Here is a 23,203-nt window from a genome sequence, read left to right as displayed (position 1 = left end):
AGCGCAGCACGTACGGCTCGCCGCCGGGAACGGGGCTCGGGCTGTTGGACTAGCCGAGGTCAGGCGTGTCGCGTAGTTCAAGAGTGGTGCCTGGCGACTCCAGCTCCAGCACGATGACTTCGTTGTCGCCGGTTCTGAGGACCGGGCCGGGTAGGTAGAGCGTGCGCTGAGGCCCGATGGACCAGTAGCGGCCGAGGCAGAACCCGTTCACCCAGACGATCCCGTGGCCCCAGCCTGGTAGGGCCAGGAACGCCTCGGCGGGCTCGGCCACGGTCAGCACGGCCCGGTGGAACCCCGGCCCCTCGGCTTCCGCCGGGCCGAACTTCAGAGCACCCAGGTCATCCAGCGGCACCGGCCGGGCGGTCACCTGGTGCAGGTACTGCCGCTCGTGTCGGATCCCGTCGAGTATGCCCTTGCTCTCCCCCAACGCCGGCCCGTAGTTGACCCGTCCCAGCGAGGAGACGACCAGCTCGACCGTGGCCGGCCCGGCCACCTGGATCGGGTCGTGCCCGTCCTCCAACGTGCCCGCCGGCGTGCCGTCCACATACAGCAGTGCCCGGTCCCGTAGCCCCGCCACGACCAGCGGGTAGGGGCCGCGCGGGCCCGGGACCTCGACCCGGTAGTGCGCCAGCCCCTGGCCGATCCCCAGCTGCTCGAACGTCGGCGGCATCGGGGCGGTCACCTCAGGCCCGGCCAGCACATCGATCGCGTCGCGAAGTGAGACGCTGCCGGATACCGGGATGATGGCGGGTGCGAGGAAGGTCGGCGGGGATGGCGGCTCCGGTGCGTCCTGGTAGCGGGTGAGCACTTCCCTGAACCGCCAGTACTTCTCTGTGGCCCGGCCGTCCTCGCTGATCGGCGCGTCGTAGTCGTAGGAGGTGACGGTCGGCTGGTAGCGGCCGGTCTCAGGGTCGCGGTTGGCGCCCGCCCACAGGCCGAAGCTGGTGCCGCCGTGTGCCATGTAGAGGTTGACCGACGCGTCCGCTTCGAGCAACCGCTCCAGCGTGTCGGCGGCGTCGGCGGGGTCCCGGGGGCTGTGCGGCCCACCCCAGTGGTCGAACCAGCCGATCCACAGCTCCATGCAGGCCTGCGGGCCGGTCGGGCGGTGCTTGCGCAGTGTCGCCAGGGCGGTCTCCGGATCGCTGCCGAACGTGCCGGTGGCCAGCAGCTCGGGCAGCGTGCCACCGGTCAGCATGTGGTCCTCGGGCCCGTCGGCGGTGAACAGTGGCACGTCGATGCCCGATTCGTGCAGCAGATCGGTCAGATGCACGAGGTAGGCCTGGTCAGTCCCGTACGATCCGTACTCGTTCTCCACCTGGACCATCAGCACATTGCCGCCCTGAGTGGTCTGCTGCTCGGCGATGCGGGGAATCAGCACCTCGAACCAGCTGTCGACGTGCTCCAGGAACTCCGGGTCGCTGGTGCGTAGCCGACCGGTCAGCCACCACGGCAGCCCGCCGTTGTCCCATTCCGCGCAGATGTACGGGCCTGGCCGGACGATCGCATACAGGTCCTGCCGGGCCGCCTCTTCGAGGAACGCGGTGAGCTCGTCGAGCCGTTCGTACCGGCCCGGGCTCGGCTCGTGCAGATTCCACGGCACATAGGTTTCCACCGTGTTCAAGCCCATCGCCCGGATCATCGCCAGCCGCTGCGACCACTGCGCGGGATGCACCCGGAAGTAGTGCATCGCCCCGGACAGTAGGCGGAAGGGGGCGCCGCCGAGGCGGAATCCGCTCTCATCGAGCGAAAGGTTCTTCATTGGTGGTTTTTCCTCCCAAATGACGTACGGCTAGCCTGCTGCTATTTACGGAAGGGGAGCCATGGACTCTTCACGGCATCCGGTTGGACCTATCGACTGGGTGCAGGGTCAGGAGCACTGGGACCACTGGTGGCGCTACCTCACCCCCGCCCCCATCCACCGCCGGCTCGGCCTCGCCTGCCTGGCGGTGGGGATGCAGAACGGGCGGCTGCCCACCGTCGGCCCCCGCACGCTCAACCACTATGTCGCAGTGATCGTGCTGTCCGGTGCGGGCTGGTTCTCCTCCGGGGGACGGCCCCCGGTGGACGTCGTCGCCCCGTGCCTGCTCTGGCTGTCGCCCGGCGTGGAACACCATTACGGCCCCTACGAGCCGGGCTGGTCGGAGTGCTTCGCCGACTTCACCGGCCCCTCTGTGGCCGCCTATGTCGAGATGGGCTTCCTCAACCCGGACGAGCCGGTTGTGCCGCTCACCTCGGCCGAACCGGCCCGGGTGGTCATCCGCAAGATGACCGCGGCGCTCAGCCAGCCGGGGCCGCACCCGGAGGTGGCGGCCGCGGCCGGCGTGCACGAACTGCTGGTCGTGCTGCAGCGCAGCCAAGTAGCGAGCCGGGACAGCGGCTCGGTCCTGGAGGCGCTGTCCCGCGACGCGTGCGAGCCGTGGACCGTGCTCGAGCACGCGAAGCGGCTTGGGATGAGCCTTACCGAGCTGCGCGAGTCGGTCAGGCGCAGGGCGGGTTGCAGCCCCAAGGATTACCTGCTGACGATCCGGCTGAACCTCGCCAAGGAACTGCTGGCAACGACCGACCTGCCGGTGGCCGCGGTGGCCCGGCGCGTCGGCTACGACGATCCGGCCTACTTCACCCGGCTGTTCACCCGCCGGGTCGGCGCCTCGCCGAGCACGTTCCGGGAGCATCAGTCACGGACTCCCTGACGGTTACTTGATGCTGCCGGCCGCCAGGTCGGCCTTCCAGAACCGCTGCAACGACAGGAACGCCAGGACGACCGGGATGAGGGACAACAACGCTCCGGTGACGACCGCGTCGCGCAGGAACCCGGTCCTGATGCCGTGCCACCTCACCAGTCCCAGCGTGATGGGCCACAGCTCCTGGTCGTTCAGCAGCATCATCGGCAGGAAGAAGTTGTTCCAGATCGCGACGAACTGGAACAGGAACAGGGTGACCATCGCGGGCGCCATCAGTCGCAGCCCGACGGTGAAGAACAGCCGGATCTCGCCCGCCCCGTCCACCCGGCCGGCGTCCAGCAACTCGTCCGGCACGGCGACCTGGGCGAACGCGCGCGCCAGGTACACACCGAACGGGCTGACCATGCTCGGCAGCAGCATTCCCCAGGCCGTGTTGATCAGGCCGATCTTGCTCTCCAGCAGGTAGATCGGGATCGTCAGCAGCGGGAGCGGCAGCAGCACCGCAGCCATGATCACCCCGAACAGCACATTCCGGCCCCGGAACGGGAACTTGGCCAGTGCGTACCCGGCCATGGCGGCCAGCAGCATCGCCCCGAATGCACCGCCGCCCGCGTACAGCAGGGTGTTGAGCATCCAGCGCGGGAACAGCCCGTTGTCCTGGGACATCACCCGGCTGAGGTTGTCGCCCAGATTCAGCCCGCTGAACCAGAGCGGGTTGGTGCTGAACAGGTCGGCGCTGGACTTGCTGGCCGACACCACGAGCCACCAGATCGGCAGCAACATGTAGGCGGCCACCACGAACAGGAACGAGGTGACAAGAATCCGGGCGCGGGTCACGGGCGTGCTCCTCGGGCGGTGAGCCACGCGGAAAGGCGTAGGAACAGCAGGGACAGGCCGCCGGCGACCAGCGCGAGGACGATCGAGATCGCCGAGCCGAGCCCGTAGTCGTTGTGATCGAGCGCGACCTGCAGCGACCACATCAGCGGGGTGAAGTCCTTGGACACCGCCGGGGTGACATCGCTGAGGATCATCGGCTCGTTGAACAGCTGAAGCGTCCCGATGATCGAGAACACGCCGGTGAGGACGAGCGATGGCCGGACCATCGGGATCTTGATGGACCAGGCGATCTTCCAAGGGGACGCGCCGTCGAGCGCGGCCGCCTCGTAGAGTTCCGACGGGATCGCCTTGAGCGCCGAGTAGATGACGAGCATGTTGAAGCCGGTCCACGTCCAGGTGACGATGTTCCCCATGGACCAGAGCACGGTTCCGTCGCCGAGCAGGTCGACGCCGAGGACCTCGGGGTTGTAGAGGAACGCCCAGACGATCGCGGCGATCACGCCGGGCACCGCGTACGGCAGGAAGTAGACCACCCGGAAGAACCGCGTGAACCGGGCGGCCTTCCCATCCAGCAGCAGTGCCAGGACGAGCGCGAGCCCGAGCATGATCGGGACCTGGACCAGGCCGAACAGCAGGAGCCTGCCGACCCCTGCCAGGAACGTTCCGTCCTGGAAGACCTTGGTGTAGTTGCCGAGGCCGGCGAAGATCCGTTCGGGTGAGCCGAACCCGAGCCCGGACCGTTTGACCGCGTGCAGGCTCTCGTTGATCGCATAGCCGACCGGGGCGAGAAAGAAGACGATAAAGAGCAGACAGAACGGGATGAGCAGGGGCGCTGCTGCCCGGCCCGGGGAGTTCCATCGGGACCGGGTGCGGGGCCGCGCCCTGCTGGTTCGCGCGTTCTGGGCAAGGGGGGTGACTGCCATCAGGCTGCCTTCCTCTATTCGGTGACGCTGAGGCCCTTGTCCTTGATGGAGGTCACGGCCTTGGCCTGGACCGCCTTCAACGCGTCCAGCAGGGTGCCACCCTTGGTGACGACCTTGCCGACCTCGGTGTTGAAGGCGTCGTTGACCGCAGGGGTGGTCGGACCCCAGGCGAAGGTCGGAGCGACAGTCGTGGCCGCCTTGGCGAAGACCTGGAAGATCGGCTGGTCGCCATAGAACGGGCGCCCCTTGGCGATCGACGGCAGCGAGGCGCCGTCGGTGGTCGTCGGGAACAGGCCGCCGTTGACGACGAGATCGTCGAAGGCGCCCCGGTCGGTCGACATCCAGGTCGCGAACTCGACCGCTTCCTTCGGGTTCTTGCAGCCCTTCAACACCGCGTTGGGTGAGCCGCCGACGTTGCCGGTGACGGTCTGGCCGGCCACCCAGTCAGGCATCGGCGCCACCGCCCACTTGCCCTTGCTCTTGGGCACCGACTCCTCGAGCACCTTGGTCATCCAGACCGCGCTGACCAGGGAGGCGACCTCGCCGTCGTTGAACGCCTTGAACCACGCGTCGGACCAGGCCGGCTTCACCTCGACCAGCTTCTTGTCCAGCAGGCCCTGCCAGTAGTTCGCCACCTTGGTGGTCGCCTCGTCGGTGATCGACACCTTCCAGGAGTCGCCACTGGTGGAGAACCAGGACGCGCCGGCCTGCCAGGCCAGACCGCTGAAGCCGTACATGTCGTCAGGGTTGAAGGAGGCGAGGAAGGCCTTCGGGTCGGCCTCGTGCAGCTTCTGAGCGGCTGCCGCGAACTCCTCCCAGGTGGTCGGTACGGCGATCTTGTGCTTGTCGAAGACGTCCTTGCGGTAGATCAGCCCCATCGGTCCCGCGTCCACCGGGACGCCGACCTGGCGGCCGCCGAAGGTCACGGAGTTGAGCGCCCATGGCTGGAACTTCGCGGCCGACTCCTTGGCGTACGGAGTGATGTCCTCGAGCGCGCCCTCGACCAGGAAGCTGGCGAGCGTCTCCACGCCGACCTGGGCCAGGCAGGGGGCGTTGCCCGCCTTCACCGCGCTCAGCATCTTCTGGTAGCCGCCCTTGCCTCCAGACTCCACCTGCGTGAACTTGACCTGGATGTTCGGGTGGCCGGCATTCCAGGCCGCCGCGGCCTTGTCGTAGCCGGGTGCCCACCCCCACCACTCGACGGTCACCGGGCCCTTCGCCGCGGGCTGCTGGGCCGGTTCCTGCCTCTCACCGTCACCGCAGCCGGCCAGCCCCCCGGCCAGGAGCACCCCGGTAAGGCCAAGAGCGAGCGACGCCTTGCGCATGATCGATCATCCTTTCCCATCCCTCCAAGAGCTCCGCAACCGTCCCGCGCCACGGGTCGAGACGCCATGGACTATCGCTCGGGGGCTGTTGCATTTTGCTCGACGGACGGCCACGGCCCCGAGCAGGCCCTCGGGGAGGATGGGAACGGCCGGCAGCGGCACGGGTCAGCCGGCGGCGAGCTGGTGGGGGACGCTACCGGCGGATCTGAGCGGCTGGTCGAACGGCGTCACGACGTGGTCGCGCAGTGATCATGGCGGTGGACGAGTTCGTCCCAGAGGTCGCGAGCCTGCCGGTACGTGCCGCGTCCCGCCTCCTCGTAACCGAGCTCGCCGTGGCGGAGGACGAGATACTGGCCGCCCTGGCAGACCCACTCGTACTCGCCGCAGCAACTGGTCTCGGTGACGCGGAGACGTTCGCCGAGCCGCTCGAACGGCTCCCATCTCACGGTGGGCCTCCTTCCCGAGGGGGTGGCCCGTCCAGGTCGATGCGCGGTGGGTGCGGGAACACGTCCGCCGCCTGCTCGTACCGCTTGCCACGCCACTTCACTATGACGTCGACGGCGTCGGAGCTGGTTTCGATCAAAGACGGCGACTTGAGCAGCCAGTCACCGGTGCGCCTGTGCGGCAGCCGCCTCGGAGTCGCGTCGCAGCGAGGACAGCCCCCACAGTTCGGCGATGCGTCCGTCGCGCACGCGGAAGATCTCCAACATGGTCGGTGGCTGCCGGCCGGGAACGCCGTGGACGCTCGTGCGGACGGCGGCGGTGTCGCCTTCGACGACCATGTCCTCGACGACGACCCGGGCAGCAGGGAACGCCTCGTGGAACCGTTGCCACGACTGGGTGACGCTCTCCGGCCCGGTAGTGCCCAGGGGGTGGCTGTAGAAGTCCGCTGTGAAGATCTCCGCCGCAGCGGCGTGGTCGTGGGCGTTGAACGCCGTGTACATGCGCTGGGCGGCAGCTCGCACGTCGTCTGTCATCGGCTCTCCTGTTCGGTCATGTTCGCGCGGACGCGCCGAAGGACGTCCAGCACGATCTCCTGCTGTTGAGCGGTGACGCCGTCGAGCAGCCGCTCCTGGTACGCCTGGTGCAATCGCTCCAGATCGGCCGCCACCCGCTCGCCGGCGGAGGTCAGTGCGGCCAGCGTGTAACGGTTGTCGGCCGGGTCGAGGCGGCGTCCGGCCAGCCCCTCGGCCTCGAACTCCTTGACCAGCCTGGTCACGCTCGCACCGTCGATGCCCAGCGTCTGGCGCAGGTCGCTGTGGCTGGTCTCGCCGTCACGCCGCAGCCGGACGAGCAGCTGCACGCGGTGCGGGCTCATGCCCACGTGCCGGGCGAACGCCTGCCGCAGCTCGGCGCAGGCGCCTGCGACCTCACGGAAGAACGTGTCCTCAGACGTCTCTTCATGCACCATCTCTTTATAGCTTCAACTCTTGAAGATATCAAGAGATGGCTCGGCTGGCCTCGGGGTTCGAGAACCGAGATCATCGACGGATGTCGCGGAACTCTTTGGATCGCGCGCGCGAGATGTGGGCGAGCTTGGCTCGGGTCCCTGTCACGGTTCCCTCGCGTGGCGGCGTGAAGGTGGTGGCCTCGCCCGAGTCGTGGCTGTGCCCAGCGCAATGGACAGGCGTCGTCGTGCTGGACGGGGCCGTCCTCGCCACAGTTCCCAGCGCCGAGCTGGTTGAGCCCCTGCAGGCTGCGCTGCTCGAACACCTCGGGGAATCCGATATCGATCTCGCTCGGCTGCGGACGACACTGCCCGTCCTCGACGTCCTGGGCCCGGCGGCACTGGCATACCTCGATGCCGAGGACTTCGCTGCTGCTCATGCGGGCGCCGAGGTCGAGAGCCTGCCTGCGGCCCATCCCGACGTGTGCGCGCTCGTTACTTCGGTGGGAGACCAGGATGCGGACGAGAGTGGGCTGGAAGAGATCGCCTCGGCGGCCTTCGTCATCCGGAAGGATCAGGATGTCATCGCCGCTGCTGGATATCGGCCGTGGTTGGACACGGCGGCGCATCTGTCCGTCCTGACCGCCCCTGAGTATCGCGGTCGTGGCCTGGCGCGGGTGGTGGCTTCGGCAGCAGTTGCGGAGGCGTTGGCGAACGAGCTGCTGCCTCAGTGGCGGGCTCGTCCGGATTCGTCGCGTCGGGTCGCCCGAGCACTCGGATTCCGCGAGGTCGGTTCGCAGGTCAGCCTCCAGCTGGGGGCCTTCGCCTGACTTGCCGGCTTCGCCTTTCTGAAGTGCGGCCAGAACGGGACGGCGTCTGGACGGTGCTCATCGCACGGCAGGCATGCTCTGCGGGGCGTCACGGACGGTAGGCGTCGCGGCGGTGTTTGATCGTCTGGATCGTAACGGTGTGCTTGTCCTCATCGATGCGATAGACCAAGCGATATGTCCCACGCCGGGCGACATGTAGTTCCTCGTAGGGCTCCTGGAGTGGTTTGCCGACACGCCACGGCTCCCGGGCGATCGCACCGGTGATGAGTTCCCAGGCTGCGGCGGCCACGCTCTCAGGGAGGTCTGTGGCAAGGGCATGGCGAGCCGGCGGGGCGAGGAGGACGGTGTACCGGTCGCTCACGCGCTGGCCCTGCCGAGACGGGCGGCCATGGTGGCGGCCATCTCCTCCTCGGTGGTTGTATCGCCTCTTGCCTCGGCTGCGGCGGCCTCGACCAAGTCGGAACGCATCTCCGGATCGGCGAGGATCTCCAGGGTCTCCTGCAGTGACTCCCACTCAGCCACGGACACTATGACGGCATGCGGTCGTCCGTTGCGAGTGAGCGTGAAGTGATCGTGCTCACGGGCGGCCCTGTCGGCCAACTCGGTCAGCCTGTCCTTCGCCTCGCTGATCGGAATGGTTTCCATGGACCAATGCTAGTTCTGTTGGCCTGGATAACGGCTGAAATTTTGGCCAAATCAGTCGGTCGTGTAGTGGTGTCGAGGTTCACTTGTCGTGGTGTGGCCGGGGTGAGGCGGCGACCACCATGCCGTACAGGATGTGGTCGGCCAGCAGCGCCAGCCGTTCCGGCGTGGTGTGCTCTCTGCGGGGCAGGCCGAGCGTGGGCGCGATGGAGGTTTCGAAGAGGGCCCAGAGCGCCAGGCCGTAGGCCGGTCCTGTCCAGGCGTGGCGGCGTACCGCGTGGGGCATCAGGCCGAACACCGCGCCTCCGAGCGCGCCGTAGCTCCAGTGCACCGCCTCGACCAGGGCCGGTCGCCGCGTCACCGGGAGCCGGCGGAGCATGCGAGGCGCGGTGCGTTCGAGGACGGCCTCCGGCGGCACCTTCGCGACCATTCCCAGCGAGGTCGTGAACTGCCGCAGCCCGGACATGGCCATGGCGCCGACGGCGCCGCGGGCTGCGGCTCGCCGGATGGACCTGCGTGGTCTGCGGCGTTCGGTGGGCTCGACGGGCATGACGGGCGCGGTGGGTTCGGCGCGGGTCGGCAGGGTCTGTGTCATGGTTTGCAACCTTCTTCGACGCGGTATGTCAGTTACGTAGAGGTAATGGTCAGATACCTAGCGTGACAGCGCCTCAACCTCTGCAAATGGCCAAGAAGGGGGCTTAGGCCATGAAAGCTGCCAGTAAACAAGTCGCTCTGGACGAGGTCCACATCCTGTGGACGTCCGAAGGTATGAGCTGTGACGGCGACACCGTCTCGGTCACGGCGGCCACGCTGCCCAGCCTGGAGGACGTCCTGCTCGGGTACGTGCCCGGCCTGCCGAAGGTGCACCTGCACAACAAGGTGCTGGCCAAGGAGGTGGGCGACGAGTTCATGGCGGCCTTCCACCAGGCCGACAGAGACGAGTTGGGCCCGTTCATCTTCGTGGTGGAGGGCTCGATCCCGAACGAGCGGATCAACGGCGACGGCTACTGGACGTCCATGGGCAACGACCCGGCGACCGGCGAGCCCATCACGGTCAACCAGTGGATCGACCGGCTCGCGCCCAAGGCGTGGGCCGTCGTCGCGATCGGCACCTGCGCCGCCTACGGCGGTATCCACGCCATGGCGGGCAACCCCACCGGCTGCATGGGGCTCACCGACTACCTCGGTCGCGACTTCCGCTCGGCCGGGGGCATGCCCATCGTCAACGTGCCGGGCTGTCCCGTCCAGCCGGACAACTTCATGGAGACCCTGACCTGGCTGCTGTACCAGGCGGCCGGCTCGGCGCCGATGATCCCGCTGGACGACATGTTCCGTCCGACGTGGTTGTTCGGCAAGACCGTGCACGAGGGCTGCGACCGGGCCGGCTACTACGAGCAGGGCGACTTCGCCCAGGACTACAACTCCCCCAAGTGCCTGGTGCGCGTCGGCTGCTGGGGCCCCGTGGTCAACTGCAACGTCACCAAGCGCGGCTGGATGGACGGCGTCGGCGGCTGCCCCAACGTGGGCGGCATCTGCATCGGCTGCACCATGCCCGGCTTCCCGGACAAGTTCATGCCGTTCATGGACCAGCCGCCGGGCAGTGCGCTGTCGGCCACGCTCGCCGGCGGTTACGGCACTCTGATCCGCGGGCTGCGCTCCATCACCAACCGCGCGGCGAACAAGGAGCCGAAGTGGCGCCACAACCGCCGCAAGCTCACGAGCGGGTACGACCCGCGCTGGGGCAATCGCTAAGAGGGGGAACGTCGAGGTGACAACCCGAACCGCGGGCGCCGAGCAGCAGGTGGGGGAGCCCCGCGCGCTGGTCGAGATGTCCTGGGACCCGATCACCCGGATCATCGGCAACCTGGGCATCTACACGAAGATCGATTTCAAGAACCGCGAGGTCGTCGAGTGCAAGAGCACCTCGTCGCTGTTCCGCGGCTACAGCGTGTTCATGAAGGGCAAGGACCCGCGCGACGCGCACTTCATCACCAGCCGGATCTGCGGCATCTGCGGTGACAACCACGCGGCCTGCTCGGTCTACGCGCAGAACATGGCGTACGGCGTCAAACCGCCGCCGCTGGCCGACTGGATCGTGAACCTCGGCGAGGCCGCCGAGTACATGTTCGACCACACGCTCTTCCAGGACAACCTGGTCTTCGTCGACTACTGCGAGCAGATGGTCAAGGAGACCAACCCGACGCTGCTGCGTCGGGCGGAGACCGCCGAGGCGCCGAGAGGCCGCATCCACGGCTACCGGACGATCGCCGACATCATGCGGGCCTTCAACCCGTTCACGGGTGACATGTACCGCGAGGCGCTCCAGGTGAGCCGGATCACCCGCGAGATGTGCTGCCTGATGGAGGGGCGGCACGTGCACCCGTCCACGCTCTATCCGGGCGGCGTGGGCACGGTGGCGACGCCGCAGGTGTTCACCGACTACCTGGCCAGGCTGCTGAAGGTGCTCGACTTCGTGAAGAAGGCCGTCCCGATGAACGACGACCTCTTCGACTTCTTCTACGAGGCGCTGCCCGGTTACGAGGAGGTCGGCCGCCGGCGGGTGATGCTGGGCTGCTGGGGCTCGTTCCAGGACCCGAACGTGGTCGACTACGACTACCGGCACATGAACGAGTGGGGACGCCAGATGTTCGTCACGCCCGGCGTCGTCGTCGACGGCGAGCTGGTGACGACGAACCTGGTCGACATCAATCTCGGCATCCGGATCATGCTGGGCAGCTCGTACTACGACGACTGGACGAACGAAGAGACGTTCGTCACCCACGACCCGCTCGGCAACCCGGTCGACAAGCGGCATCCGTGGAACCAGACGACGCTGCCCAAGCCGCAGAAGCGCGACCTCGACGGCGGCAACTACAGCTGGGTCATGAGCCCCCGCTGGCACGACGCGCGCACCGGCGACCACCTGGCGCTCGACACCGGAGGCGGCCCGCTGGCCAGGCTCTGGGCGACCGCGCTCGCCGGGCTCGTCGACACCGGCATGGTGCGGGCCACCGGCAACGGCGTGCAGATCAACCTGCCGAAGAGCGCGGCGTACCCGGAGATGAGCTTCGAGTGGAAGATCCCGCGCTGGTCGAACACGATCGAGCGCAACCGCGCCCGCATCTACTTCGTCGCCTACGCGGCGGCGATGGCCTTCTCCTTCCTGGACCAGGCGATGGCCGAGGTCAGGGCCGGGCGGACGAAGGTGTTCACCGACTTCGAGGTGCCGGACGACGCGATCGGCTGCGGCTTCCACGAGGCGGTGCGCGGGGTGCTCTCGCACCACATGGTGATCCGCGACGGCAAGATCGCCAACTACCACCCGTACCCGCCCACGCCGTGGAACGCCAGCCCGCGCGACATGTACGGCACGCCGGGCCCGTACGAGGACGCCGTCCAGGGCATGCCCATCTTCGAGGAGAACGGGGCCGACTCGTTCAAGGGGATCGACATCATGCGGACGGTCCGCAGCTTCGATCCGTGCCTGCCGTGCGGCGTCCACATGTACCTCGGCGAGGGCAAGGTGCTCCAGCAGGTGCACTCGCCGACGCTCGGCACGAGCTTCTCGGGCTAGGGCCGGCGATGAAGGAGCTGATCGGCAGGGTCGAGACCCTGCTGGACGACGCGGACCCGGCCGCCGTCGAGCTGGCGCGGGCGCTGCTCGACCTCTACGGCGAGGGGCTGTCGCGGGTGGTGGCGGCCGTCGGCGACACGGTGGCGGTCGAGCTGGCCGGCGACGAGCTGGTCGCCGCCCTGCTGCTGCTGCACGGCCTGCACCCGCTCGACACCCGGACCAGGGTGGAGGCCGCGGTGCCCGCCGGCCAGGCGGACGTGGTGACGGTCGAGGACGGCCTGGTGCTGCTGCGCTTGCGGCCGTCCGGCTGCCGCTCCTCGGCCGCGGCGGCGCAGGCGGCCCTGGAGAGCGCGGTGCGCGACGCCGCCCCGGAGATCGAGCGCGTCGAGTTCGAGGAGGCCGGGCCGCCGCCGGTGATGATCCCCGTGGAGAGCCTGACCGTCAGGGTGGGGAGGACGTGACCGGCCCGAGCGGGGTGGTCGGCGCCGGCCGCCTGCGCGAGCTCGTCGAGCGCAACCGCGAGGCGCGGCAGCACCCGGACCAGCGGCACGAGGCAGAGCACGAGGACGAGCAGGAGTCCGAGCGGTGTGACCTGTGCGGTGAACCCGTGCCCGGTACGCACCGCCACCTGCTGGACCTGACGCTGCGCGAGCTGCGCTGCGCCTGCCGCGCCTGCTGCGTGCTGTTCGACCACGCGTCGGCGGGCGGCACGCAGTACCGCCTGGTGCCCGACCGTCGCCTGCGGCTGCGGGACTTCTCGCTGGACGACGTGACCTGGGCGAGGCTGCGCATTCCCGTCCAGGTGGCGTTCCTGGTCCGCGACTCGGGGGCGGAGCGGACGGTGGTGTTCTACCCGAGTCCGCAGGGTGCCGTCGCGGCGCCCTGCGATGAGGACGCCTGGACCTTCTTGGAACGTGCCAACCCGGTGCTCGGGCGGTTGGCGTCCGATGTCGAAGCCCTGCTGGTGGATCGCGGGGGTGACGCGTGGCTCGTGCCCGTGGACGACTGCTACGCGCTGGTCGGCCTGCTCCGCACGCACTGGAAGGGCCTGACAGGTGGCCCGGACGTCCGCGAACAGATCACTCAATTCTTCGCAAATCTCGGCGAACGGTCTAAAACCGTCTCCGCGACCGACGACAGGAACCCGGCATGACCAAGGACAAGACCATCAGGACCGGCAGGCCGGACGTGCGACCCGACGCCCCCTCCCACGTCAAGGGCGTCGCGGAGGGCAACGCGTGCGGCAACTACGAAAAGCAGGCCGGCCACCTGCCCGACGACCGGTCCACGGCCAAACGCTCGACCGGCATCAACGCCAAGGCGCACGACCCCATCGACCCCGACATGCCCAACCTCTCGCCCGCCTGAGCCGCGCCCCGATGCCAACCAGCCGATCACCGCAGCTGCGGATCGCGGTCGAGGGCGTCGAGCCCGCTGGGTCCGCGGCGGTGCCGACCCTGCACTTCAAGCTGCGGATCGACAACACCGGCGGGCCGGAGGTCCGCTCGCTCACGCTCAACACGCAGCTCCGCATCGCGGCCCCACGCCGCGCCTACGACGAGCGCGCCCAGCGGGGGCTCGCCGAACTGTTCGGCCCGCCGGAGGACTGGGGACGCAACCTGTCGAGCCTGCTGTGGACGCAGACCGTCACCCAGGTGCCCGGATTCACCGGGAGCACGCTCGCGCCCGTCGCGGTCGCCTGCACCTACGACTTCGAGGTGGCCGCCGCCAAGTACTTCCACGTGCTGGAGGACGGCGACATCCCGCTGGAGTTCCTGTTCACCGGCACCGCCTTCTACCTGGAGGAGGGCCGGCTCCAGGCCGTCCACCTCCCCTGGGACACCGAGGCGGACTTCGACATGCCGGTCCGCGTCTGGAAGGACCTGATGGACCGCTACTTCCCGGAGAGCGCCTGGGTGCGGCTGGGCCGCGACGCGTTCGACCGGCTGTACGCGTACAAGGTGCGCCACACCCTCGTCGGCTGGGACGACGTGGTGCGGTCACTGCTGGAAACGGGCGGAGGCCGAGCGTAATGGATCAAGTCCGGCAGATCGCGCGGGCCGTGCTGTACGAGGGCTACCTGCTGTGGCCCTACCGGCAGTCGGCGCTGAAGAACCAGCAACGCTGGACGATCGGCGGCGTCCACCCGGAGGAGTACGGCAGGGCGCACGGCGGCAACCCGTGGCTGATGCGCACCCAGTGCCTGGTCGAGGCGGAGCCGGGCGACACCGTGGACGTCCACGTGCGCTTCCTGCACGTCGTCGCCCGCGACGTGGCCCGCTCGCACGGCGGCGAGCTGGAGCCCGTCCCCGAGCTGACCCTCGACGGCACCCGCTACCTGCCCAGGGAGGAGGCCAGGGAGCGGGAGGTGGCCGTGTCGGGCCTCGACCTGGCCGAGCTCATGCAGAGCCCGTCCAGGATGGAGATCGACGTCCGGGCGGAGCAGGAAGTCGAGTGGCTGACCGGCGCCGACGGGCAGGCCGGGGCGGTGCTCCGCGGCTGGCAGACGCTGAGCGGCCACGTCGAGGTGCGCGCCGAGCGGATGCTGCAGGGCGTCTACCGGCTCACCGTCGAGCTGGTCAACACGACGCCCTGGTACGGCGGCTCCCGCGCGGACGCGCTGAAGCGCACGTTCTGCTCCGCGCACAGCGTGCTGCGCACCCAGGGCGGCCGGTTCGTCTCGCTCATGGACCCGCCGGAGGAGCTGCGGGCGCTCGCGGAGGGCTGCGACAACGTCGGCACCTGGCCGGTGCTGATCGGCGAGGAGGGCGAGCGGCACACGATGCTGTCCGCGCCGATCATCCTCTACGACCATCCGCGGATCGCCCCCGAGAGCCCCGGCGACCTGTACGACGCCACGGAGATCGACCAGCTCCTCACGCTGTCCGTGCTCGCGCTCAGCGACCGTGAGCGGGAGGAGATCCGCGACGGCGACCCGCGGGCGTGCGAGATCCTCGACCGGTGCGCCTCGCTCACCCCGGAGGAGCTCATGCGGCTGCACGGCGTCATGCGCGAGACCAGGCCGCTGACATGAGCGACTTCTGGACGCGGATGGCCGCGCGCGGCCCTGACGAGGTGGTCGTGGCCGGAGTGCCGATCGGTGAGGGGAGCCGGGTGCGGCTGCGGCCGAAGAACCAGGCCGACATCTTCGACCTCGTCCTCGACGGCCGGGTGGCGGTGGTCGAGGCGATCGAGCAGGACGACGAGGGCGCCTTCCACTTCGCGGTCACGCTCGACGACGACCCGGGGCGCGACCTGGGCGAGGCCAGGCTGCCCGGCCACCGGTTCTTCTACTCGGCCGAGGAGATCGAACCGCTCGCGGAGCAGGCGGCCCGCGCGCCGCGCTTCCGGGTCCTGGTCGCCGGGATCGGCAACATCTTCCTGGGCGACGACGGCTTCGGCGTCGAGGTCGCCCGCCGCCTCGCCGAGCAGGGCACGGCTCCCGGCGTGGACGTCGTCGACTTCGGCATCCGCGGCATGGACCTGGCCTACGCGCTGCAACGCGACTACGACGCGGTGGTCTTCGTGGACGCCGCCCCGCGCGGCGAGCCTCCCGGCACGCTCACCGTGCTCGACCCCGAGCTGCCCGACAGCGGCGTCACGCCCGTGGAGACGCACGGCATGGACCCGGTCAGGGTGCTGCGCCTGGCGGCGGAGCTGGGGCGGGTCCCCGGCCTGGTGCGAGTGGTGTGCTGCGAACCGGCGTCGGTCGGTGAGGCGCTGTTCGAGCTGAGCGAGCCCGTGCGGGCCGCGCTCGACCAGGCGACGAGCCTGGTGAAGTCCCTGGTTATGGACATGATTGCGGAAAGCGCCGGACCGGGCTCCCGCGATCTGGCTCACGAATGAGGTGACCTGGCATGACGAAGTCACGGATGGTGCAGCTGCTCCTGGTCTGCGGGCTGGTGGCGGTTCTGGTCCACCAGTGGCCGGAGATTCACCGGTACCTGCGAATGGAACGGATGTAGGCGGCATGCACGAGATCGGGATGTGCGAGGGGCTCGTCGAGCTGATTCAGCAGCAGGCGGGCGGCAGGCGGATCGCGGGCGCGCGGGTGCGCGTCGGAGCCAGGCACGCGGTGGTGGACGAGGCCTTCGGGCAGGCGTTCACGCTCGCGGCCGAGGGCACCGCCGCGCAGGACGCGGTGGTGGACCTGGTCGTCACGCCGGTTCAGGTCGACTGCCGGTCCTGCGGCGGCACCTCGGAGTCGCTGGACGTGCTGGCCGCCTGCCCGGACTGCGACAGCGCGGACGTGCACGTCACCGGCGGCGACGAGCTGGTCCTGGAGTCCGTCCTGTTCGCGGAGGAGGGACGCGATGTGTCTCGGCATCCCGGGTGAGCTGGTCGGTGTCGTCGACGACCACCCCGACCTGGCCATGGTGGACGTCAGCGGGGTGCGCCGCCGGATCAACGTGGGCCTGCTGGCCGACGAGGACCTGAGCGTCGGCGACTGGGTGCTGGTGCACGTGGGGTTCGCGCTGTCGAAGATCTCCGACTCCGAGGCGCAGGCCGTCCTGGACTATCTCGAAGGGCTCGGGCAGCCGTACGCGGACGAACTGGACGCGCTGCGCGAATCGGACATCACATGAGGAGGGCCCGTGCGGTTCGTCGATGAGTACCGTGACGCCGGCCGGGCCCAGGCGCTGGCCGCGGACATCGCCGCCCGCTGCGAGCCGGGACGCCAGTACACGTTCATGGAGGTGTGCGGCGGGCACACGCACACCATCTACAAGCACGGCCTGGAAGACCACCTGCCGGAGGCCGTGACGCTCGTGCACGGCCCCGGCTGCCCGGTCTGCGTGATCCCGATGGGCAGGGTGGACGACGCCATCCACATCGCCAGGCAGCCGGACGTGATCATGACGTCGTTCGGCGACATGATGCGGGTGCCCGGCGGCACCGGCTCCTTCCTGGACGCCAAGGCGGCGGGGGCCGACATCCGGATGGTCTACTCGCCGCTCGACGCGCTCAAGATCGCCCGAGCCAACCCGGACCGCCGGGTCGTGTTCATGGCGATCGGCTTCGAGACCACCGCCCCCTCGACGGCCGTGACCGTCCTGCGCGCGGCGGCCGAGGGGCTGGAGAACTTCTCGGTCTTCTGCAACCACGTCATGATCATTCCGGCCATCAAGGCCATCCTCGACTCGCCCGACCTGCGGCTCGACGGCTTCATCGGCCCTGGGCACGTCTCGGCGGTGATCGGCTGCGAGCCGTACGAGTTCATCGCCCGCGACTACGGCAAGCCGCTGGTGGTCGCCGGGTTCGAGCCCCTGGACATCCTCCAGTCGGTCCACATGCTGCTCGGCCAGCTCGCCGACGGCCGGAGCGAGGTGGAGAACCAGTACGCCCGGGTGGTGCCGTGGCACGGCAACCGGGTCGCGCTCGCCGCCATCGGCGAGGTGATGCGGCTGCGGCCGCACTTCGAGTGGCGCGGGCTCGGCTTCATCTCGCACTCCGCGCTCGGCATGGCCGAGGAGTACGCCGCCTTCGACGCGGAACGGGTCTTCGACCTGCCCGGTCTGCGCGTCGCCGACCCCAAGTCGTGCCAGTGCGGCGAGGTGCTGAAAGGCGTGCTCAAGCCGTGGGAGTGCAAGGTGTTCGGCACCGCGTGCACCCCGGAGACACCCATCGGGACGTGCATGGTGTCGTCCGAGGGCGCCTGCGCCGCGTACTACAACTTCGGACGTTTCAGCCGGGAGCGGGTGCGGGAGGCGAGCCGGGCATGAACCGCGAGCAACAGGTCCTCGACCGCATCGAACGGGCCCGCCGCCGCAAGCCGGTCGTCAGGGAGGAGCGGATCACCCTGGCCCACGGGGCGGGAGGCAAGGCCACCCACACCCTGATCGAGGCCGTCTTCCTGGAAGCGTTCCGCAACCCCCTGCTGGCCCCTCTGGAGGACGGCGCGACCCTGCACCTCGCCTCCAGGGGCGACGGCGAGGCGCACCGGCTCGTCTCCGGGGAGGACGGCGAGGCTCATCGGCTGGCCGCGGTGGGCGACGGCGGGGCTCGGTGGCTCGGCCAGCCGGCGCACGGCGGTGGGCGGGTCGCGTTCACCACCGACTCGTTCGTCGTCTCGCCGCTGTTCTTCCCCGGCGGCGACATCGGCGACCTGGCCGTCAACGGCACCGTCAACGACCTGGCGATGTGCGGGGCCCGGCCGCGCTACCTGTCGGCCGCCTTCATCCTGGAGGAAGGCTTCCCCGTCGCCGACCTGCGGCGCATCGCCGCCTCGATGGCCGCGGCGGCGATGGCGGCGGGCGTGGCGATCGTCACGGGTGACACCAAGGTGGTCCAGCGCGGCAAGGCCGACGGCTGCTACATCACCACGACCGGTGTCGGCGTCGTCGAACGGCCGGTCACGCTGTCGGCCTCCGGCGCGCGGCCCGGCGACGCGGTGATCGTGTCGGGACCGATCGGCGAGCACGGCGCGGCGATCATGCTGGCCCGCGGCGACTTCGACATCGAGGCGCCGATCGCCTCCGACACAGCCCCGCTGCACGACCTCGTGTCGGCCCTGCTCGACGCGGCCCCGCAGCAGGTCAGGACGTTGCGCGACGCCACGCGCGGGGGAGTGGCCACCATACTCAACGAGGTGGCCGTCGCCTCGGAGGTGGCCGTGGTGGTCGAGGAGGCCGCCGTCCCGGTAGGTCCCGAGGTGACGGGCGTGTGCGAGCTGCTCGGCCTCGACCCGCTCTACGTCGCCTGTGAGGGCCGCTTCGTCGCCGTCGTCGACGGCGCCTGCGCGGACCGGGCCGTGGCGGCGATGCGCGCCCACCCGCTCGGCGCCGACGCCACCGTGATCGGCACGGTCAGGGACGACCCGCCCGGCCTGGTGCTCCTGCGCACCGCCATCGGCGGCACCCGGATCGTGGACGTCCTCGTCGGCGATCCGCTACCGCGCATCTGCTGAGGTCAGCTCCCACAGCACGTGGTACAGCGTCGTCTGCGCCTCCTGGATGCGGTGCACCGATGACGACGGGACGACGAACAGGTGGTCGGCCAGGTGCTCCTGCGCCATCCGCCCGCCCCCTGATCCGGCGAACCCGACCGTCACCATGCCCCGGCGCCGGGCCTCCTCCAGGCCGCGCAGCACGTTGGCCGACCCGCCGCTGGTGGACAGCGCCATCGCGACGTCGCCGGCGCTGCCGAGGGCGGCGAGCTGACGGGCGAAGACCACGTCGAAGCCCACGTCGTTGCCCAGCGCGGTCAGCAGCGCGGCGTCGCAGGTCAGCGAGATCGCGGGCAGACCGCCCGCCGTGAACAGCCCGGCCACCGACTGCGCGTCGGTGCTGCTGCCGCCGTTTCCGAAGGTGAACAGCCTGCCGCCGGCGCGGAAGGCGGCGTCCATCGCGGCCGCGCACGCGGTCAGCGACGGGCCGAACTCGTTGAGCACCCGCTGGCGCAGCGCCAGGCTCTCGCGCGCCTTGTCCACCGTGGACGCCTCGACGTCCAGCGGGTCGCGGCGCAGGAACGGGTAGAGCGTCTCCGTCACGAACCTGACCTCTCGATCACTGCGATGGCCTCCTTGGCGTGCACCAGGACGGTGTCGCCGACGCCTGCCTCGACCAGAGCGACGCTGATCTCCTCGGTTCCGGAGCCCGTGTCGGCCTCCGCGAGCCCGCCCGCCAGCAGGCGGGTGATCCGGACGGGCACGGCGACGTCCCCGCAGGTGACGCAGGCGTCGCCGGAGCAGCTGGTCATGCGGGTGGTCATGTAGGGGCCTCCGACTCCAGGAACACCTGCGCCAGCTCCCAGAGCAGGTGGTAGATCGTCACGTGGACCTCCCTGACGATCAGCGGCTGCTGACTGCGCGCGGCCAGGACGTGGTCCACATCCGGCTGGGCGCCGGCGGCCGTCAGGGCGATCGTCAGCATGCCCAGCTCGCGGGCGAGCGTGAGATCCGTGTCGCCGGGGGCGATGCCGACCGCGATGTCCTGGGGGCGTCCCAGGACGGGCACCAGCCAGATCGCGTCGCCGAGCGAGATCGCCGGGAGCGCCCGCTTGCCCACGATCACGGGGTGGGTGAACTCCACCGCCAGGTGCGCCGCGTCCGCCGCGGCCCCGTCGCGGCCGAACGTCACCAGCCTGGCGCCGCCCCTGAACCGCTGGGCCATGGCCCGCGCGGCCCGGACGATCGCCGCGGCGTCCTCGGCCACCGCCAGCCCGGGGCCGGCGCGGTCCGCGGCGGCCTGCTCGAGTAGATGAGCCACCCGTACTCCCTGTGATTCGCCGCTTTTCACCCCGTCCGATTATTTGATCGCAGTTGGAACGCGGTCCTGGCGTTCTTTGGCCGATAAATCGCCAAAGTCCTGCCAAGTTTCATCCAGCCGGTAAATCTTCGGATGAACGGGCGCGGCGGCTGCCGTAGAAACCCTGATGAACCCGTCTATACAGCTCATCCCAGTCATCGGCTGAAGTATGGGATTAATTTCGCGTTGGGCGGCGAGAATTCGCGAAGTCGCGAACAGGTGGGTGCGCGCTGGCTAAAGTACTGCCTCAGCAGGCCCTGGCCAGAATGCCAAGCACAACCCACAACTGGCCAGGGTGCTGCCATTTCAAAGCCCGTACGTCTCCAGCAGGCGCAGCCAGACCTCGGTGACGGTCGGGAACGACGGCACGGCGTGCCAGAGCCGCTCCAGCGGCACCTCCGCGGTCACCGCGACCGTCGCGGCGTGCAGCAGATCGCCCACGCCGGGTCCGACGAAGGTGACGCCGAGCAGGATCCGCCGATCCTCGTCCACCACCGCCTTCGCCCGGCCGCGGTAGCCGTCGCCGAGCAGGTAGGCGCCGGTGACGGCGGCCAGGTCGTACTCGACGGCGCGCACCCGGTAGCCCGCCCTGCGGGCGGCGGCCTCGGTGAGCCCCACCGTGGCGACCTGCGGGTCGGTGAACACCACCTGCGGTGCGCCGTACCCGTCGGCGATGTCGCGGAGCGCGGGCAGGTCGTCGGGCTCGCCCTTGGCCCGCGCGACGATCACGTCGCCGCAGATCCGCGCCTGGTACTTGCCCATGTGGGTGAGCAGCGCGCGGCCGTTCACGTCGCCGACCGCGTACAGCCAGCCGTCGGCGACGCCGGTGGCGCGCATGCTGTCGTCGACCTCGACGGGGCCGTCGCCCAGGCCCACGGTGTCGAGCCCGAGCCCGCGGGCGGTGAGGTCGCGGCCGGTGGCCACCAGCACCTCGTCGGCCTCGAGCGGCGGGCCGTCCGGCAGCCGGACCGTCACCTTGCCGCCGGGCTCGGGGCGCTCGACCGCCGTCACGTCCGTGTGGAAGCGGACGTCGATGCCGGACGCGGCGAAGGACTCAGCGATCAACTCGCTCACGAACGGCTCCATCCGCCCCAGGAGCGTGCCGCCGCGCACCAGCACGGTGGTCTGCCGCGCGCCCAGCCCGTGCATGGCCTGGGCCATCTCGCAGGCGACCACGCCGCCGCCGATCACGACCAGTCGCTCGGGCACCGCGGTGACGGCGGTGACCTCGTGGCTCGTCCACGGCTTGGCCTCGGCCAGGCCAGGGACGGGCGGGATCGCGGCGCCGCTGCCGTTCGCCAGCACCACGGCGTGCCGGGCGGTGAGCACCCGCTCCGCGCCGCCTTCCGCGGTCACCCGAACCCGCCTGGGGCCGTCGAGCCTCCCGCGCCCGCGGACGAACGTCGCGTTCACGCTCCCGATCCACCGCACCTGGCCGGAGTCGTCGTAGTGCGACACAGCCTCGTCGCGCCTGGCCAGCACCTTGTCGACCTCGATCGGCCCCAGCGACAGCCCCGGCACCCGCTGGACCTCGCCCGCCAGCCCCACCGGGCGCAGCAACGCCTTGCTCGGGACGCACGCCCAGTAGGCGCACTCGCCGCCGGCGAGCCGATCCTCCACGATGGCGGCGCTCAGCCCGCCGCGCGCCGCGCGCTGCACCACGTTCTCACCGGCCGGACCGGCGCCGATCACGATCACGTCGAATACGTCAGTCACGTCACTCTCCACAACGGTCTGCGCCAATGTCGAGCAGTCTGTCATGTGAGCCCAGGGTTGGACTGGCACGCCACCTCCCCTCCGCGCGCCCGCCGCTGAGGGGCCGGGGCGCTGCGCAGGACGCGACAGGCTTCGCGCAGAATGTTGTGGGATTCCTCCATGCGCGAACCGGGATGTTCTGGTGTGGGATCGGTCCTGTTCGTAGACATCTCACATCTAGGAGGGGGCATGCCCCAGTCCAGCCGGAGGTTTCCCACGGGAGATCTCGCGCGGGTCGCCGTTTTCGCGGCGCTGATCGCCGTGCTCGGCCTGCCGGGCGCGTTGAACGTCTTCGGCAACGCGGTGCCGATCACGCTGCAGACGCTCGGTGTGATGCTGGCCGGGGCGATCCTGGGCACGTGGCGTGCCGCGCTGGCTGTGGTCGTCCTGCTGGTGCTGGTCGCCGTGGGGCTGCCGTTGCTGGCGGGGGGCCGCGGCGGGCTGGCCGTCTTCGCGTTGCCGTCCGCCGGGTTCCTGATCGGGTGGGTGCCCGGCGCGGCCGTCACCGGCTGGCTCGTCGAGCGCGCCGGACGGACTCCCGGCCTCGGCCGGCTCATGCTCGCCTGCCTGGTGGGCGGGGTCGGCGTGATCTACCTGTTCGGCATCCCCGTCCAGGCGGCGATCGCCGGGATCTCGCTCGGCCAGGCCGCCCTGCTGAGCGCCGTCTTCCTGCCCGGGGACGTGGCCAAGGCGTTGATCGCGTCCGTGGTGGCGAGGGGGACGCAACGGGCGTATCCCGACGCGGTGCCCGTGGTACACCGCGAACGGCTCCAGGCCGGCAGGGAGGGCTGACCCGTACGATGCCGGTCGCCGCACAGGTACTGAACCACGCTCTGCACCGTCCTGGGCGGACCGCGTTGCGCGGCGCGGAAGGCGAGGTGAGCTACGCCGACCTGGCCCGCAGGGTCCGCGGCGGGCATGTCCTGCCAGACGAGCAGGCCGAGGCGGTCGGCGTGGTAGTACCAGCGGTCGTTCTCGACCTTGACGTGCTTGCGCACGGTGT

General features: G+C 69.9%; 30 protein-coding genes. 16 read left to right on the top strand and 14 right to left on the bottom strand.

Annotation, left to right across the window (positions count from 1 at the left end; genetic code table 11):
• Window positions 1-49: 49 nt before the first annotated feature.
• Window positions 50-1,759, bottom strand: coding sequence for a beta-galactosidase family protein (locus ABZ297_RS03385; RefSeq protein WP_355338649.1), 1,710 nt, complete (start codon window positions 1,757-1,759; stop codon window positions 50-52).
• Between the two features lie 61 nt (window positions 1,760-1,820).
• Here ABZ297_RS03385 and ABZ297_RS03380 point away from each other — a divergent pair, with 61 nt between their 5' ends.
• Window positions 1,821-2,690, top strand: a complete 870-nt coding sequence (locus tag ABZ297_RS03380) for an AraC family transcriptional regulator (RefSeq protein ID WP_355338646.1) — start codon at window positions 1,821-1,823, stop codon at window positions 2,688-2,690.
• Between the two features lie 3 nt (window positions 2,691-2,693).
• Here the strand turns inward: ABZ297_RS03380 and ABZ297_RS03375 are convergent, their stop codons facing one another.
• From ABZ297_RS03375 to ABZ297_RS03350, 6 genes are all read right to left on the bottom strand, one after another.
• Window positions 2,694-3,518, bottom strand: coding sequence for a carbohydrate ABC transporter permease (locus tag ABZ297_RS03375; protein ID WP_355338643.1), 825 nt, complete (start codon window positions 3,516-3,518; stop codon window positions 2,694-2,696).
• A complete protein-coding gene (locus ABZ297_RS03370; protein WP_355338640.1) occupies window positions 3,515-4,441 on the bottom strand; it encodes a sugar ABC transporter permease in 927 nt (308 codons plus the stop codon). The genes ABZ297_RS03375 and ABZ297_RS03370 overlap by 4 nt, the downstream gene beginning before the upstream one ends.
• A 14-nt stretch (window positions 4,442-4,455) precedes the next feature.
• Window positions 4,456-5,766 carry a sugar ABC transporter substrate-binding protein gene (locus tag ABZ297_RS03365; protein WP_355338637.1) on the bottom strand — a complete coding sequence of 437 codons (1,311 nt, stop codon included), beginning with the start codon at window positions 5,764-5,766 and terminating at the stop codon, window positions 4,456-4,458.
• A 227-nt stretch (window positions 5,767-5,993) separates the two neighbouring features.
• The gene (locus ABZ297_RS03360; protein ID WP_355338634.1) at window positions 5,994-6,212 is read right to left on the bottom strand and encodes a hypothetical protein; all 219 of its coding nucleotides are present in this window, start codon (window positions 6,210-6,212) and stop codon (window positions 5,994-5,996) included.
• A 159-nt stretch (window positions 6,213-6,371) separates the two neighbouring features.
• Window positions 6,372-6,743 (bottom strand): nuclear transport factor 2 family protein, encoded by a 372-nt coding sequence (locus tag ABZ297_RS03355; protein WP_355338631.1) that lies wholly within the window; start codon window positions 6,741-6,743, stop codon window positions 6,372-6,374.
• Window positions 6,740-7,177 carry a MarR family winged helix-turn-helix transcriptional regulator gene (locus ABZ297_RS03350; RefSeq protein ID WP_355338628.1) on the bottom strand — a complete coding sequence of 146 codons (438 nt, stop codon included), beginning with the start codon at window positions 7,175-7,177 and terminating at the stop codon, window positions 6,740-6,742. The genes ABZ297_RS03355 and ABZ297_RS03350 overlap by 4 nt, the downstream gene beginning before the upstream one ends.
• A gap of 164 nt (window positions 7,178-7,341) precedes the next feature.
• Between ABZ297_RS03350 and ABZ297_RS03345 the strand changes: the two genes are divergently transcribed.
• Complete coding sequence (locus ABZ297_RS03345; RefSeq protein WP_355338625.1) at window positions 7,342-7,983, top strand: GNAT family N-acetyltransferase; 642 nt, start codon at window positions 7,342-7,344, stop codon at window positions 7,981-7,983.
• Window positions 7,984-8,071: 88 nt separating this feature from the next.
• Here the strand turns inward: ABZ297_RS03345 and ABZ297_RS03340 are convergent, their stop codons facing one another.
• From ABZ297_RS03340 to ABZ297_RS03330, 3 genes are all read right to left on the bottom strand, one after another.
• Window positions 8,072-8,344 (bottom strand): type II toxin-antitoxin system RelE/ParE family toxin, encoded by a 273-nt coding sequence (locus ABZ297_RS03340; RefSeq protein WP_355338622.1) that lies wholly within the window; start codon window positions 8,342-8,344, stop codon window positions 8,072-8,074.
• Window positions 8,341-8,628, bottom strand: a complete 288-nt coding sequence (locus ABZ297_RS03335) for a type II toxin-antitoxin system Phd/YefM family antitoxin (RefSeq protein ID WP_355338619.1) — start codon at window positions 8,626-8,628, stop codon at window positions 8,341-8,343. Before ABZ297_RS03335 ends, ABZ297_RS03340 begins: the two co-directional genes overlap by 4 nt.
• A gap of 79 nt (window positions 8,629-8,707) precedes the next feature.
• The gene (locus ABZ297_RS03330) at window positions 8,708-9,220 is read right to left on the bottom strand and encodes a hypothetical protein (protein ID WP_355338616.1); all 513 of its coding nucleotides are present in this window, start codon (window positions 9,218-9,220) and stop codon (window positions 8,708-8,710) included.
• Between the two features lie 110 nt (window positions 9,221-9,330).
• On the opposite strand from ABZ297_RS03330, the gene ABZ297_RS03325 reads away from it, so the two are divergent.
• The 12 genes from ABZ297_RS03325 to hypE all read left to right on the top strand — a co-directional run bounded on the left by ABZ297_RS03325 (window position 9,331) and on the right by hypE (window position 19,106).
• Window positions 9,331-10,377, top strand: coding sequence for a hydrogenase expression protein HypE (locus tag ABZ297_RS03325; protein WP_355338613.1), 1,047 nt, complete (start codon window positions 9,331-9,333; stop codon window positions 10,375-10,377).
• A 16-nt stretch (window positions 10,378-10,393) separates the two neighbouring features.
• Window positions 10,394-12,199, top strand: coding sequence for a nickel-dependent hydrogenase large subunit (locus ABZ297_RS03320; protein ID WP_355338610.1), 1,806 nt, complete (start codon window positions 10,394-10,396; stop codon window positions 12,197-12,199).
• An 8-nt stretch (window positions 12,200-12,207) separates the two neighbouring features.
• Entirely contained in the window at window positions 12,208-12,660 is a 453-nt protein-coding gene (locus tag ABZ297_RS03315) for a hypothetical protein (protein ID WP_355338607.1), read from the top strand.
• Complete coding sequence (locus tag ABZ297_RS03310) at window positions 12,657-13,352, top strand: DUF5947 family protein (protein ID WP_355338604.1); 696 nt, start codon at window positions 12,657-12,659, stop codon at window positions 13,350-13,352. The genes ABZ297_RS03315 and ABZ297_RS03310 overlap by 4 nt, the downstream gene beginning before the upstream one ends.
• Window positions 13,349-13,567 carry a hypothetical protein gene (locus ABZ297_RS03305; RefSeq protein WP_355338601.1) on the top strand — a complete coding sequence of 73 codons (219 nt, stop codon included), beginning with the start codon at window positions 13,349-13,351 and terminating at the stop codon, window positions 13,565-13,567. Before ABZ297_RS03310 ends, ABZ297_RS03305 begins: the two co-directional genes overlap by 4 nt.
• Window positions 13,568-13,578: 11 nt before the next feature.
• Entirely contained in the window at window positions 13,579-14,232 is a 654-nt protein-coding gene (locus ABZ297_RS03300) for a DUF6084 family protein (RefSeq protein WP_355338598.1), read from the top strand.
• Window positions 14,232-15,233 (top strand): hypothetical protein, encoded by a 1,002-nt coding sequence (locus tag ABZ297_RS03295; protein ID WP_355338595.1) that lies wholly within the window; start codon window positions 14,232-14,234, stop codon window positions 15,231-15,233. The genes ABZ297_RS03300 and ABZ297_RS03295 overlap by 1 nt, the downstream gene beginning before the upstream one ends.
• A complete protein-coding gene (locus ABZ297_RS03290) occupies window positions 15,230-16,045 on the top strand; it encodes a hydrogenase maturation protease (protein WP_355338592.1) in 816 nt (271 codons plus the stop codon). The genes ABZ297_RS03295 and ABZ297_RS03290 overlap by 4 nt, the downstream gene beginning before the upstream one ends.
• Window positions 16,046-16,169: 124 nt before the next feature.
• Window positions 16,170-16,535: a hydrogenase maturation nickel metallochaperone HypA gene (locus tag ABZ297_RS03285; RefSeq protein ID WP_355338589.1), complete on the top strand. Its 366-nt coding sequence runs from the start codon at window positions 16,170-16,172 to the stop codon at window positions 16,533-16,535.
• On the top strand, window positions 16,513-16,785 hold the full coding sequence (locus ABZ297_RS03280) for a HypC/HybG/HupF family hydrogenase formation chaperone (RefSeq protein WP_350804786.1): 273 nt from the start codon (window positions 16,513-16,515) through the stop codon (window positions 16,783-16,785). The genes ABZ297_RS03285 and ABZ297_RS03280 overlap by 23 nt, the downstream gene beginning before the upstream one ends.
• Before the next feature lie 9 nt (window positions 16,786-16,794).
• A complete protein-coding gene (gene hypD, locus ABZ297_RS03275; RefSeq protein ID WP_355338585.1) occupies window positions 16,795-17,922 on the top strand; it encodes a hydrogenase formation protein HypD in 1,128 nt (375 codons plus the stop codon).
• The gene (hypE, locus tag ABZ297_RS03270; protein ID WP_355338582.1) at window positions 17,919-19,106 is read left to right on the top strand and encodes a hydrogenase expression/formation protein HypE; all 1,188 of its coding nucleotides are present in this window, start codon (window positions 17,919-17,921) and stop codon (window positions 19,104-19,106) included. Before hypD ends, hypE begins: the two co-directional genes overlap by 4 nt.
• Here the strand turns inward: hypE and ABZ297_RS03265 are convergent.
• The 4 genes from ABZ297_RS03265 to ABZ297_RS03250 all read right to left on the bottom strand — a co-directional run bounded on the left by ABZ297_RS03265 (window position 19,089) and on the right by ABZ297_RS03250 (window position 22,161).
• Window positions 19,089-19,688, bottom strand: a complete 600-nt coding sequence (locus tag ABZ297_RS03265; RefSeq protein ID WP_355338579.1) for an SIS domain-containing protein — start codon at window positions 19,686-19,688, stop codon at window positions 19,089-19,091. The two genes, hypE and ABZ297_RS03265, sit on opposite strands and share 18 nt — an antisense overlap.
• Window positions 19,685-19,909 (bottom strand): HypC/HybG/HupF family hydrogenase formation chaperone, encoded by a 225-nt coding sequence (locus ABZ297_RS03260; RefSeq protein WP_355338576.1) that lies wholly within the window; start codon window positions 19,907-19,909, stop codon window positions 19,685-19,687. The genes ABZ297_RS03265 and ABZ297_RS03260 overlap by 4 nt, the downstream gene beginning before the upstream one ends.
• Entirely contained in the window at window positions 19,906-20,406 is a 501-nt protein-coding gene (locus ABZ297_RS03255; protein WP_355338573.1) for a phosphoheptose isomerase, read from the bottom strand. Before ABZ297_RS03255 ends, ABZ297_RS03260 begins: the two co-directional genes overlap by 4 nt.
• A 345-nt stretch (window positions 20,407-20,751) precedes the next feature.
• Window positions 20,752-22,161 carry an NAD(P)/FAD-dependent oxidoreductase gene (locus ABZ297_RS03250; RefSeq protein WP_355338570.1) on the bottom strand — a complete coding sequence of 470 codons (1,410 nt, stop codon included), beginning with the start codon at window positions 22,159-22,161 and terminating at the stop codon, window positions 20,752-20,754.
• Window positions 22,162-22,389: 228 nt separating this feature from the next.
• Here ABZ297_RS03250 and ABZ297_RS03245 point away from each other — a divergent pair, with 228 nt between their 5' ends.
• Entirely contained in the window at window positions 22,390-22,992 is a 603-nt protein-coding gene (locus ABZ297_RS03245; protein ID WP_355338567.1) for a biotin transporter BioY, read from the top strand.
• Between the two features lie 8 nt (window positions 22,993-23,000).
• Window positions 23,001-23,203 (top strand): hypothetical protein (locus tag ABZ297_RS03240; RefSeq protein ID WP_355338564.1); only part of this gene is annotated, 203 nt, incomplete at its 3' end.

Origin of the sequence: Nonomuraea sp. NPDC005983 (assembly GCF_040614375.1) — a bacterium.
Classification (GTDB): Bacteria; Actinomycetota; Actinomycetes; order Streptosporangiales; family Streptosporangiaceae; genus Nonomuraea.
The sequence above is the reverse complement of the archived record's forward strand: the minus strand, read 5'-3'. Positions and strand labels throughout refer to the sequence as shown.